The following is a 9,801-nucleotide window of genomic DNA, read 5'->3' on the forward strand; positions in this document are numbered from 1 at the left end:
ATTTTTTAATTTCGCGGGTGCAAAAAATCGTTGGGGCGGGCAGTCAATTAGGGCTTTGGTCCTGGTGATTTTTATACCCCCCTACCCAGTCTCGGAGCCGCACGCACCATCTTTGATAGTCATGACCTATCATCATTTGAGGCGTTCTCTGGCCGTTTTGGCGCGATGGTGATCCGTGCAGATGCATTCGAGATTGCTTAGCGCATCCGTTCCACCGTGCGCTTTAGCAATCACATGGTCAACACTTGAGCCGGGGCGATAAATACCTTCTCGCTTACACTGCTGGCACAGCCCTTTGTCACGCCTCACCACCTGATTACGTAGCTTGCGCCACTCTGCGCCATAGCCTCGCTCAGTGGCGCTCTGGCCTTTAGAATAGTTTTTCCATCCCTGCCCAACGTGCTTATCGCAGTAGCCGGAAGGATCGACAGTGACAAATCGGCAACCTCGCACACGACAAGCCTTTTTGATTCTTGGGGGCATAAGCACACTCTTATTTAGTGAAGAAGAAACAGCGCTTTTTCAGCAGCGCGGCGTTTGACCAGTCCAGGCTGCAAAACGTTTTTGGCAAATACCCAGCGCCCGAACTGGTCAGCAGCGGCAGTAAAGCTGCCCGCGTTCAGCCGGGTCAGCAGCGTAGACGAGGCCAGATTGCCCCTGCCCAGGTTGAAGGTGAAGCTCACCAGCGCGTCAAACTGATGCTGGTTTAGCTCAACTTTCACCAGACTTTTTACTGCGTTTTCTGCATCCACCACGTCAGTTATTAGCCAGGCTTCGGCCTGTGCGGCTGTGCAGGTGTCGCCCTCCTTTACGCGAGCAGTGTGGCCGTAACCAATCGTCCATACGCCAGCCGGGCAGAGATACGCTTCAGTCCGCAATCCTTCGAACTGCTTAATCAGGTCGAGGCCAGTTTGACTCACGTTCACTTTTATTCCCCTTCACCAGATGACCGACATTGCCCCGCGCACGCCAGATGGCCATGCACAGCAGGAGGTTTATCAGAACCTCTGTCCAGTCGGTGTAAAAGTATTCGCCGGTCAACACCCGGATAGTGACCGAAGCAGTAGCTACGGCGAGCAACCAGGCCAGCCAGCCCATTAAGCGGTTATGTTTTGCTTTGCCGCGCCGGAACGTCAGCAGCCGCATAGATGTGATGGCACAGATAATGGCGTTGGTATTCAACATCAACCATTCGTAGTGCTGTCCGATCCATCCAATCGGATCACTAATGAAACTCATGAAGCCATTCAGGAAATTCATCAGCCACCCCCGCGAAATCTGGATAACATCGACGGGCCATCTTTGCTGCTGATTGCCATCAGGATTCGGACAACTGCCGCCGAAGCCACCAGCGCCCCGATGGGCATATCCACTGCTGTGTTATGCGGTGTTACTGCTTCAATCAGGCTTGCAGTAAACGGTGCGGCCACCAGCCCAATAGCGAAGGACAGCGCACCGAGGAAAAGACGCCACCAGATTTTGAAATCACTGGCTGACGCAACAAAAATTGCAGCACCGGCAAACGCGCCAATGACAGTCGGGCCGTCAAGCGGGCCGAACAAACTAACAAGGGTTATGCCGGTTACTGCTGCCGTAGTCGCGCCAGCGCCGGTAACGGGTTCGGCCACATTAATTACTCCAGAAATGAAAAAGCCCACATGCGCGGGCTTTTAAATATTTATTTAATTTGTTATTTCTGATTTTAAGCCTGAACGTCAGGCACTGGCTCATTTACATCAGCAGCGGCGGCCTGATCCTGCCCGTTATCTTCGGAATGCTTGTATTGCAGATTGTCTACGTACTTTTGAACAATCGCTTTTGCCGCTTTCTGGTCTTCTTCCACAATCTGCGCGGCCAGTGTTTGAACAAGATCGGTCTCTTCGGCAGTAGCTGCTGCCTGTAATGGTGCGAAGTAGTCACCGCAGGCAGCCTGAACTGCATCAGCATTGTGCAGCGTGATATGCGTCAGAACTTCATTTGCAGCAGCGGCGGCATCATCTGGCGTTACGCCGGTATAGACTTTGCTCACAAGAAGCGACACAACAGCATCAGAACGCAGCGCCTTTAAAGCGCTTTTCTGTAAGGTTGAGGTTAATGACATTGGTTTGTCCTCTTTGGGTTTGATGAACAGGCTTAACAGCCTTCTGATAAAACTCACGGGTTATCCCTTTTTCAGGGCACAAAAAAACCGCAATTAAGCGGCATTCTTTCGGTTAATGATGGCTATCGGCTATATGAAGCCCGTTTCGACTCAAGCCCTTTAAGGTATGGCTCAGCCTCCACCAGCTCTTTCATAATATTTGTTTGCTTATCCACCTCTAAGGCAATATCCAGAATTGCATCCAGTTCCTTCTTAAACACCTCAACGGATCCTGGAGTTATATTCTCAGGGCCGGAAGCGCCATAAAAGGTCATTTCTGAAAATTGATCCCAGAGACGGCTTCGGATTGCATTCCCTGACTTGCAGAGTTCAGTAATATTTTGGCTTGCCTCAGTGTAACGGCCAATTGCGTCATAATTCTTGTTCATAACACCCCTTAAATAATTAAATATTTATTTAAAAACTTGTCACTTTTGGTCATAAGCAGCACATATCAACCTTCTTTCTTATCAGCTCGCTCATTAACAGTCGCAAGCCATCCCACTACTTCATCATGCGATTTAAGTGCATTGGTAAGTAATAATTTGATTTCGTTCATGGCGCTGTCTGTTACAGATTGATGGTGATAAAAGCGTATGTCTGCAATCGCCTTCTCTGCCCTTTCCAGGTCTTCGAGCATTGAAGTCCGAAGCTCAGAAATTCGCGCCTGCGCATCTGGATACTGACTGACTGCTTCATAGTTCTTAATCACAGCACACCTTTAATTAAAGATTTATTTACTGAGTCGTGTTTTTTCTGCCTGCTGGATAGCGTACAGCTTGCCGTTCGCTTCATCCAGCGCACTCAATAGCGGGTCTATCCAAAGCACTGCCTGACGGTATGTCAGTTTGCAGGCGGTAACGGTGCGATTACCAGACTCGTTAGCGTTTTCGGAAGTTCCTCGCACTGCTGCGGCACGTAAACGCTTCGCGTAGTCGAGCAACCCGCAAGCAACAGAATTATCAATAAGCTCATCAGCAGCCTTAACCCTGACCAGCTTTTCACGGTATATGACAACACGTTTTTCACTCTCCATAGTGGTTGTTTGCGTCTGGCGCTCTGTCGCTGCGGCTATCTCATTAAATCGCTGGAAGGTTAATGCCCGCTGAGCAATCACCCTAGACTGAAGGTCATTGTCACTTTGCAGTTGACTAGACCTGGATTCAGCCGCCGTTGCTCTGCTGTGAAAAATAACCACCAGCACACATAACCCAGCCACCAGCCCAATGAGTGATACGCACAGCCATAACCTGAACGCCTTAAATAGTCCAAACACTGCATATCTCCACAGTAAAAAGCCCCGCTGCAAGGCGAGGCTTTAGCCGATACGTAGATGTTGGCGTGGGTCATGGCTCAACCGGCGCACGTAAAGGTTTCCGTTGAGGCGTGGCACACGCCAACATCTACGGATCGGGTTTTGAATAAAATAAGTCTTTAAGAATGTTGTAACTAGCTCGCCCATTCCAAATAAAAAGCCCGCACTGAGTAAGTACGGGCTTTCATAGAAGCTGTGAGGAATCAGGTCGCGGACAAACGCCCTTCACTCTGGGCGCGACTTCGTCACGTTAATAAAAACACTAAAGTAAAAGCTCACCTAATTCAAACGAAAAATCGCCTATTGAAAAGCCCGGCGCTTATATTTTGATAAATATCAAAATAATTAACCCATACATCGCTTCAATTTGAATTAAAGAAAGATTTCCTATTTAATCCGAATTGAAGCGGTTAATTCAAAATGGAGCGATTCGGGCAACAGGTTCATTTCCGTGTCCGGTCACAATTGAGCGAGAGGCTACAATAATGAAAGTTAACCACGTCGATTACCTGGTATTAGGCGGTGCTAATCACGGCGAAATCTACAACGGGGAAAGAAGGGAAACTTTAACTTTGCGCTCCAGAGAAGCTATTCGGTCTTTGCCACCCTTCTGTGCCCCTGTATCTGAAGCCATGACGGTAATACCACCCGCAGTAACCTATAAAGTTCATGAGCATCAGGGGCTGGACGGGAAACGCTACCTGATTGCTACGAATCAGCCACTGACAGATTTCGATATAGACAATGAAATAAGGAAAGCAGGCATTGCGCCCACAGACTGATCTTTAATTATTTAATTAAATAACTAAAGCGATAGCGCCAGTGTCAGCGGGCCATAAGTGCGCCAGCAATCAGAATCGCCTTCACAAATGCATTCCGTAACTGGCGCTTTATCTCCGCACTTCCTGCAATGCCCCACCAGCAATAGTTGCTCCTGATAACGCACAAAATCCTGACGAAGCAGTAAACCAATATACTCTGACGGCGTATAGGCACTACGCCCCGGCCTTCGGGCTGCTGCAAGCTGACTCAGCATATCAATTTCAGCAGCATCAAGACGAAGCTCATAGCGCTTAACACCGGCTTTCCTGTCCCGCTCCCGCTGGCAGGCTTTGCGATCAGCACTCATATCAGCCTCAGTAGTTAAAGCGCTTAACAACGAGAACCAGCAACGCAATCAGAGCCAGCACACCAACAAGACCAGCAGCAACTTTAACCATCAACATGATTATCTCTCCTATCAACACCCACCAAACGGATCGCCGTTCGTCATGCAGGACGGACACTCACAACCTTCCCAGTAGTACGGAAAGGCACTATCCAGAAGTACATACCAGCGACGGTGCCGGTCACACCAGAAACATTCCCACGGTAATTTATACTCGCGCATCAGTCCACGAATCATCGCCGGGATTGTCTCTGACGGTAACTCCTCTGGTAACAGCTTGCCGGACAACTCCCTTTCCATTCGTGAGAGTTGCGCCCCCATAGCGCTTACTTCTCGCTTAAGGCGGCTGTTCTCCTCCTGCAACTCAGACTTAGTTGGCATCGCTTATCCGGCATTCTTCAAATCGCGCAACGTAACGCCATTCAAAGCATTAACCACCAGCTGCGGGGCTTTGTTTGAAGACAGGCAGGCAAGCGTATCAGCAACAGAAATCCTCGCCAGGCTTCGTGCGGGCATGTATCCACCACCAGGGCCGCGAAGTGATTCGATTAATCCCGCACTGCGCAGACACCGAATAATCTGCTCTATATAGCTAATAGAAATGCCGGTAGCTTCAGACAAATCATGGGCTGTACAAACGTCCAGCTCATCAAGACTTATCATGATTCTTAAGGCATTAATCTGTTTGTTAGTTAACATCACCCCCCCCAAGCGACACGGCGATCAAATAAATATTTAAATAATTAAATGCTCATGGCCGCGTGTTAGCATTCAGGCGTTGCGCTTCTGCAATGTTGCGCAGGATGGCGGCAACGCAGGCGTTCCAGCCATCTGCTCGATGTGGGTTGCAAATGCTTCCATTAACTAGCCCGTGCCGGACTCCCTCCGTGACGGTAATTTCAATCTCCCTTGGCACCAGCTCAGCCAGGTTGATAACGGGCGCGGGGCGGGCGTAAACAATACGGCCAACATTTCCGTAGGATATATTTTCGTAATAAATGTGCGGTGCGGCGTCGTACCAATGTTCATCATCCATCAATTGGTAGATAGGCTCCTGCTTCTCCAGCTCTGCCAGCCGCTGCTCCAGCGCACCGAATGCGTCGGCAATGGCGAGGATGGTTACCGGATTGGCTGCGGCGATGAAAGCCGCGTTGTGTGACTTGTCACAGCCACTTGCGGCACAAATGACAAAACCATTATTGACTTGATCGTTCACAGCCACGACGGAATTTCTAGCATCAGTTGTCCAATCGCCGCTGGTTGCCTTCTTTGCCAGCTCAACTAACTCATTCAGCTTTTCCATTATTCCTGCACCTCATAGCCTGCTGCTCGGATGGCTGCGATAGCATCTTCTACAGAGATAGCCATGCAGGTCACATAATCCTGGTCAATGTCTTCACGGGTCAGCATGGATCGTCGCGGAGGCAACTTCACCGGCTGCGCGGTCAGGGCGGCGAGTGCGATTTCATAAATCTGCTTATGCTGCCCAGCGCTACCCGCCACCAAAAATTTGAGGAACTGAATCAGCGCCTGCTTCTCTTCTGCGTTCACCGGTCACCCTCCACGCGTTCTGCTGATTTCAACTCTATAATTTCCAGATGCTCAGGGCGTACGCGGCTGACTTTGACTGTCATGCTGCAACAGCTACAAGGGGCAAACTCCAAGTTGAAACCACGACTAACACCGGTGACCACAGCCACTGAACCCGCTGGCATTTTTGCGTAGCCGTTTTCCATTGCGTATAGCGTCTTCACGCGCGAACCTACCCAATCGGCCATGCGCTTTGGTGATTTGATAGCCATCACTTACCATCCTTAACCATTTCAGTAATGGTGATAGGTGAGACACTTTCCAGCAGCAGGCGTGCGCGAGTTCCGGCTATACCACCGCGGCGGCCAGCCTCTTTGTAGTAATACTCTTTGCCGCTAACCACCCACGTTGTGGCGCTTTGGTGCAGCTTGACGCACTTTTCACCGTCTCGCGTGATTACAGTTCCTGTATGGGTTTTAACAGTCATCACTCCGCATCCTCTGCAAGCCTGCCAGTAATCTCGACTTCTGGCGCTTCAACCGCCACATGCGGGTTTGCCCTGGCATCGTGGGGCTGTTCATACATTGCAGCAATATCAGCACGGGCTTTATCGGCATAGTCGCGTGTGAGTTCTTCGGCAGTGGCACTGGGCAGAAATTCAAGCGCTGACAGAACCGCCCCGGAAACATCAGCAACTTCTGAGGGCGTAGCTTTGATAAAACCCGATTTCCATGCTGCCAGTATACGGTTAGCTGCAAAATGAATACCTTCAGCCCGAATGGCGGTTAGCTTCTCTCTGCTTTCTGCTGTTTTGGTTACAGCCGCGTAAGCGTCCCGCTGCTTGCGAAGATTCACTATAATCTGTAAAGCATCAGCGGCCAGCTCGGTAATATCGATATACGAGGAGGCTTCGCGGCCTGCTTCATCCTCCCCATAAATTTCAAATTCCCCGGAATCAATGTCGCTCATTTCCACGGCTGATATTTCGTGCAAAAACCATTCAACGTTTGATCCATAACGTAACTCGCGGTCGTTGTTATCCATCATCATCACCTTTAATTAAAGAATTAAATATTTATTACCGAATCGCATCGTTTATGCTGATTAGCTTCTGCCGCTTCAGGTAGTTCATGGCGTCGTTCGCCATCATCACGCCGGGTGGGTTCGCGTTATTCCTCATCGAGAAAGAAAGACGTTTAATCCACATGGTCAGCTCAGCCACCAGCATTTCATTGTTGAGGCTGTCTGACTGCTTCTCCTCTGGTTGCCGCACAACAGGCGACACAATCACCTCCTGCCCGGATTTAACAGATTCAACCGCTGCAACGCCGGTATTCAGCAAAACGCCCAGCACTGACAAAACATCATCGTTATTGTTGCAACGACAGTCGTTGATAAGCCGCTCAATGGCCGCTGCGGCCATTACCTGTACCTCATGCCTTTCAGGGCATAGCCCCGTTTCGTGATTTACATTGGTCATAACATTATTCCTTTTAAATAATTATTTAATTATTTAACGGCTCGCTAGCTATGAGCCGGATATCGCAACAGCAAAGGCGACAAAAAATGTCAGAATGAAGATGAATAGGGTGCCGCCTACGCATACGGCGATAAATTTCGCCCTACATAATAAAGAATTAAATAATTCAATATTCACACAGAATCCCCAGCCGCTTAGCAAGATATTCAGCAACGAACCGCCGCGCCTTCTCCAGCTTGCGCCGGTAACGGATTAGCGGAATCCCCATCGCAGCAGACTTACCCAACTGTGTCTGAGGATTGCTCCTGAACCGCTTAACGCCATACTCAACACGCAAAACCCCGGCTGATAACTCATCCTGAATCTTCAGAAGCGCTACCGCCCCCTCGACGCTGGTTTCTACCGCGTCATTAGGTGCGCCGCCACCGCCTGAAAACTGGCAGTGCGTCACCATCATCATTTCTAAAATCGAAGCGAAACTACTTCCATATCCATAGCTGTAACCAGCAATCGCCCATCTGGCCCAAAGCTCCAGCAACTGATCCAGATCGCGGCGGTTCACGGTTAAACCTCCGTAATTACGACCGGGTAATGAAACTCCACCAGCTTTTTCTTCGTTTTATATTCGGTAGTTCTCACACCTTTAACGTCGATTACAGCCACCTCTCCAGAGGCATAAAAAACAAGGAAGTCGGCTACATACTTAACGCCACCGGGCAGGTGAAAAGGGGTCTGACGGAGAAATGTCACCACATCGCCTGCCATGACCTGACGCTTTAGCTGTACGTAGTAATTACACTCCTTCATGCTGTCGAATCTGAAGCCGTCCAGCTCACAACGCTTATTGCGGTATTTGTTAGCAGTTGGCGCTTTGAATTTCGTGTAACTCAGTGTCGGGCGGGTTGTCGCTAATTGAGAGGTCAAAACCTATCTCCTCTTTAATGTGATCGGGTATCTGCTCCCATGCATAAGCACACAGAAAAGCATCATCACCGTAGCGCTCACTGAAGCGTGGGCCATTACTCAGAATGGGATGGCGAACAGCTACATCTGACGCCGAACGGCAGGCACCAGGAATAACGCCGCGATGATGGACAGCACATAGACCAAAACCCCGAAAGTGTGCGTTTCGGTCTGTGCTGCCATAGTCGGGATCATGATGAAACTCAGTCCATACAGCCGGGTTTTCAATATCGCGCCCATCAAGACGACAGGCCACGCAGCCCACTTCTGATACGCAGGCACTTATATAAAGTCGCTCTGCCTTAGTTGGCGTTCTTCCGTTCATTTGTGACGAATGCAGTAGCGGTTAAACTGAAAAATTAAATCGGTATAACGGCTCTGCGCCTCTTGATTGGTGTTCAGCTCACTGCGTGAAGCTATACCGCAACGGCGGCGAAGGGCTATAGCAGCTTCTGCCTCATTAGTTACGGTGTCACCTGTGCAGGTAAGGAATTGCCAGAATCGAGGCATCTGGCAGAAACGTACCGCCCCCTTAACAAGCTGCTGCATGGCGAAGTCTCCCGTTACGTCTCATCTCCGCAACTAAACAACGTGAGAAAGCCTCCTCCGGCGTGCAATACATCTTTCTCTTTGCTTCCGTTCCGCATTTGCCCGGACTCGACGTGACAAAAATAAACTGATCGTCGATTCCAACACGGCCAGACAACAGCACTCTGGGCAGAACGCCAGGAAGCACACAGAAAAACGCGCCCCGCGCCCTTAACAGCGCTATTTCTTCCTCCCGAACAATGCCAGTAAATACAGTAAGCAGTTCAGGCCCGGCACCAGCAGCCGTCGCCGTGCGTATCGTGTTCAGCGATGCGCCTTCTTTACGGGATGAAAAGGTGATTTTGTGCAAACGGTAGTCAGGTTTGATGGCACGTTCCATTAGCGCAATCAGTGAGTTTTGCGCAGGTAAGTCGCTACCCATAAAGGCTAAAATCATCATGACGCTAAAGCCCTCAGATTTTCACGGCGGGTTACTGCAATGGTTTCGTGAATGAGATTTATATCGGACGGGTTTTTACCCAGTGAAGAGAGTTTTTCGAGGGCGCTACGAACTTCTCCAACTGTGACATTCGTAGTTTTCCAGCGGCACAAAATTAATTCAGTCTGCTTTTCGTCAACTTCAAAGCGAAGAGTCTGCTCTTCAAATATTTTTTTTA

Annotated in this window: 24 protein-coding genes; 1 reads left to right on the top strand and 23 read right to left on the bottom strand. The window is 49.7% G+C overall.

Translation table 11 applies throughout. The annotated features are described in order from the left end of the window. Window positions 1-132: 132 nt before the first annotated feature. The 8 genes from F3I20_RS21985 to F3I20_RS22020 all read right to left on the bottom strand — a co-directional run bounded on the left by F3I20_RS21985 (window position 133) and on the right by F3I20_RS22020 (window position 3,416). Window positions 133-483, bottom strand: coding sequence for an HNH endonuclease (locus tag F3I20_RS21985; protein ID WP_150015737.1), 351 nt, complete (start codon window positions 481-483; stop codon window positions 133-135). A gap of 14 nt (window positions 484-497) precedes the next feature. Further along, window positions 498-926: a lysozyme gene (locus tag F3I20_RS21990; protein WP_150015736.1), complete on the bottom strand. Its 429-nt coding sequence runs from the start codon at window positions 924-926 to the stop codon at window positions 498-500. Beyond that, entirely contained in the window at window positions 892-1,260 is a 369-nt protein-coding gene (locus tag F3I20_RS21995; protein ID WP_223811734.1) for a phage holin family protein, read from the bottom strand. Before F3I20_RS21995 ends, F3I20_RS21990 begins: the two co-directional genes overlap by 35 nt. Continuing rightward, entirely contained in the window at window positions 1,260-1,628 is a 369-nt protein-coding gene (locus F3I20_RS22000) for a putative holin (protein ID WP_190285990.1), read from the bottom strand. The genes F3I20_RS21995 and F3I20_RS22000 overlap by 1 nt, the downstream gene beginning before the upstream one ends. A 74-nt stretch (window positions 1,629-1,702) precedes the next feature. Continuing rightward, window positions 1,703-2,158 (bottom strand): hypothetical protein, encoded by a 456-nt coding sequence (locus F3I20_RS22005; protein WP_150015734.1) that lies wholly within the window; start codon window positions 2,156-2,158, stop codon window positions 1,703-1,705. Window positions 2,159-2,223: 65 nt separating this feature from the next. Then, entirely contained in the window at window positions 2,224-2,529 is a 306-nt protein-coding gene (locus F3I20_RS22010) for a hypothetical protein (protein WP_150015733.1), read from the bottom strand. Window positions 2,530-2,594: 65 nt separating this feature from the next. Next, complete coding sequence (locus F3I20_RS22015; protein ID WP_150015732.1) at window positions 2,595-2,852, bottom strand: hypothetical protein; 258 nt, start codon at window positions 2,850-2,852, stop codon at window positions 2,595-2,597. 21 nt (window positions 2,853-2,873) lie between these two features. Beyond that, window positions 2,874-3,416, bottom strand: a complete 543-nt coding sequence (locus F3I20_RS22020; RefSeq protein ID WP_150015731.1) for a hypothetical protein — start codon at window positions 3,414-3,416, stop codon at window positions 2,874-2,876. 524 nt (window positions 3,417-3,940) lie between these two features. Here F3I20_RS22020 and F3I20_RS22025 point away from each other — a divergent pair. Further along, window positions 3,941-4,237 carry a hypothetical protein gene (locus tag F3I20_RS22025; protein WP_150015730.1) on the top strand — a complete coding sequence of 99 codons (297 nt, stop codon included), beginning with the start codon at window positions 3,941-3,943 and terminating at the stop codon, window positions 4,235-4,237. Between the two features lie 23 nt (window positions 4,238-4,260). Here the strand turns inward: F3I20_RS22025 and F3I20_RS22030 are convergent, their stop codons facing one another. The 15 genes from F3I20_RS22030 to F3I20_RS24020 form a co-directional block, all read right to left on the bottom strand. Then, entirely contained in the window at window positions 4,261-4,584 is a 324-nt protein-coding gene (locus F3I20_RS22030) for a hypothetical protein (protein WP_150015729.1), read from the bottom strand. A gap of 111 nt (window positions 4,585-4,695) precedes the next feature. After that, window positions 4,696-5,004, bottom strand: coding sequence for an antitoxin PHD (locus F3I20_RS22035; RefSeq protein WP_150015728.1), 309 nt, complete (start codon window positions 5,002-5,004; stop codon window positions 4,696-4,698). A gap of 3 nt (window positions 5,005-5,007) precedes the next feature. Further along, window positions 5,008-5,322: an RrF2 family transcriptional regulator gene (locus tag F3I20_RS22040; protein WP_150015727.1), complete on the bottom strand. Its 315-nt coding sequence runs from the start codon at window positions 5,320-5,322 to the stop codon at window positions 5,008-5,010. A 52-nt stretch (window positions 5,323-5,374) separates the two neighbouring features. Next, window positions 5,375-5,926: an ead/Ea22-like family protein gene (locus F3I20_RS22045; RefSeq protein ID WP_150053566.1), complete on the bottom strand. Its 552-nt coding sequence runs from the start codon at window positions 5,924-5,926 to the stop codon at window positions 5,375-5,377. Beyond that, on the bottom strand, window positions 5,926-6,174 hold the full coding sequence (locus F3I20_RS22050) for a hypothetical protein (RefSeq protein ID WP_150053565.1): 249 nt from the start codon (window positions 6,172-6,174) through the stop codon (window positions 5,926-5,928). The genes F3I20_RS22045 and F3I20_RS22050 overlap by 1 nt, the downstream gene beginning before the upstream one ends. Continuing rightward, complete coding sequence (locus F3I20_RS22055) at window positions 6,171-6,425, bottom strand: hypothetical protein (protein ID WP_150015725.1); 255 nt, start codon at window positions 6,423-6,425, stop codon at window positions 6,171-6,173. The genes F3I20_RS22050 and F3I20_RS22055 overlap by 4 nt, the downstream gene beginning before the upstream one ends. Beyond that, on the bottom strand, window positions 6,425-6,643 hold the full coding sequence (locus tag F3I20_RS22060; RefSeq protein WP_150015724.1) for a hypothetical protein: 219 nt from the start codon (window positions 6,641-6,643) through the stop codon (window positions 6,425-6,427). Before F3I20_RS22060 ends, F3I20_RS22055 begins: the two co-directional genes overlap by 1 nt. Beyond that, entirely contained in the window at window positions 6,640-7,197 is a 558-nt protein-coding gene (locus F3I20_RS22065; protein ID WP_150053564.1) for a hypothetical protein, read from the bottom strand. Before F3I20_RS22065 ends, F3I20_RS22060 begins: the two co-directional genes overlap by 4 nt. 34 nt (window positions 7,198-7,231) lie before the next feature. After that, window positions 7,232-7,633 (bottom strand): hypothetical protein, encoded by a 402-nt coding sequence (locus F3I20_RS22070; RefSeq protein ID WP_150015722.1) that lies wholly within the window; start codon window positions 7,631-7,633, stop codon window positions 7,232-7,234. 166 nt (window positions 7,634-7,799) lie between these two features. Next, window positions 7,800-8,195 (bottom strand): hypothetical protein, encoded by a 396-nt coding sequence (locus tag F3I20_RS22075; RefSeq protein WP_150015721.1) that lies wholly within the window; start codon window positions 8,193-8,195, stop codon window positions 7,800-7,802. Window positions 8,196-8,197: 2 nt separating this feature from the next. Then, on the bottom strand, window positions 8,198-8,557 hold the full coding sequence (locus F3I20_RS22080; RefSeq protein WP_223811733.1) for a DUF1064 domain-containing protein: 360 nt from the start codon (window positions 8,555-8,557) through the stop codon (window positions 8,198-8,200). Continuing rightward, on the bottom strand, window positions 8,490-8,921 hold the full coding sequence (locus F3I20_RS22085; protein WP_150015720.1) for a Ref family recombination enhancement nuclease: 432 nt from the start codon (window positions 8,919-8,921) through the stop codon (window positions 8,490-8,492). The genes F3I20_RS22080 and F3I20_RS22085 overlap by 68 nt, the downstream gene beginning before the upstream one ends. Continuing rightward, on the bottom strand, window positions 8,918-9,145 hold the full coding sequence (locus tag F3I20_RS22090; RefSeq protein ID WP_150015719.1) for a hypothetical protein: 228 nt from the start codon (window positions 9,143-9,145) through the stop codon (window positions 8,918-8,920). Before F3I20_RS22090 ends, F3I20_RS22085 begins: the two co-directional genes overlap by 4 nt. Then, the gene (locus F3I20_RS22095) at window positions 9,129-9,584 is read right to left on the bottom strand and encodes a hypothetical protein (protein ID WP_150015718.1); all 456 of its coding nucleotides are present in this window, start codon (window positions 9,582-9,584) and stop codon (window positions 9,129-9,131) included. The genes F3I20_RS22090 and F3I20_RS22095 overlap by 17 nt, the downstream gene beginning before the upstream one ends. Next, window positions 9,581-9,801: hypothetical protein (locus F3I20_RS24020; protein WP_370659711.1), on the bottom strand; the 221-nt coding region annotated here is incomplete at its 5' end. The genes F3I20_RS24020 and F3I20_RS22095, both read right to left, overlap by 4 nt.

It is taken from the genome of Candidatus Pantoea gossypiicola (assembly GCF_008632075.1).
In the GTDB taxonomy this organism is placed as follows: Bacteria; Pseudomonadota; Gammaproteobacteria; order Enterobacterales; family Enterobacteriaceae; genus Pantoea; species Pantoea gossypiicola.

Coding starts and splice junctions, on each gene's coding strand:
- F3I20_RS22055 (WP_150015725.1), bottom strand. CDS start 6,425: ATGGCTATCAAATCACCAAAGCGCATGGCCGATTGGGTAGGTTCGCGC.
- F3I20_RS22090 (WP_150015719.1), bottom strand. CDS start 9,145: ATGCAGCAGCTTGTTAAGGGGGCGGTACGTTTCTGCCAGATGCCTCGA.
- F3I20_RS22035 (WP_150015728.1), bottom strand. CDS start 5,004: ATGCCAACTAAGTCTGAGTTGCAGGAGGAGAACAGCCGCCTTAAGCGA.
- F3I20_RS22040 (WP_150015727.1), bottom strand. CDS start 5,322: ATGTTAACTAACAAACAGATTAATGCCTTAAGAATCATGATAAGTCTT.
- F3I20_RS22095 (WP_150015718.1), bottom strand. CDS start 9,584: ATGATGATTTTAGCCTTTATGGGTAGCGACTTACCTGCGCAAAACTCA.
- F3I20_RS22010 (WP_150015733.1), bottom strand. CDS start 2,529: ATGAACAAGAATTATGACGCAATTGGCCGTTACACTGAGGCAAGCCAA.
- F3I20_RS22045 (WP_150053566.1), bottom strand. CDS start 5,926: ATGGAAAAGCTGAATGAGTTAGTTGAGCTGGCAAAGAAGGCAACCAGC.
- F3I20_RS22085 (WP_150015720.1), bottom strand. CDS start 8,921: ATGAACGGAAGAACGCCAACTAAGGCAGAGCGACTTTATATAAGTGCC.
- F3I20_RS21985 (WP_150015737.1), bottom strand. CDS start 483: ATGCCCCCAAGAATCAAAAAGGCTTGTCGTGTGCGAGGTTGCCGATTT.
- F3I20_RS21995 (WP_223811734.1), bottom strand. CDS start 1,260: ATGAATTTCCTGAATGGCTTCATGAGTTTCATTAGTGATCCGATTGGA.
- F3I20_RS22065 (WP_150053564.1), bottom strand. CDS start 7,197: ATGGATAACAACGACCGCGAGTTACGTTATGGATCAAACGTTGAATGG.
- F3I20_RS22070 (WP_150015722.1), bottom strand. CDS start 7,633: ATGACCAATGTAAATCACGAAACGGGGCTATGCCCTGAAAGGCATGAG.
- F3I20_RS22030 (WP_150015729.1), bottom strand. CDS start 4,584: ATGAGTGCTGATCGCAAAGCCTGCCAGCGGGAGCGGGACAGGAAAGCC.
- F3I20_RS22025 (WP_150015730.1), top strand. CDS start 3,941: ATGAAAGTTAACCACGTCGATTACCTGGTATTAGGCGGTGCTAATCAC.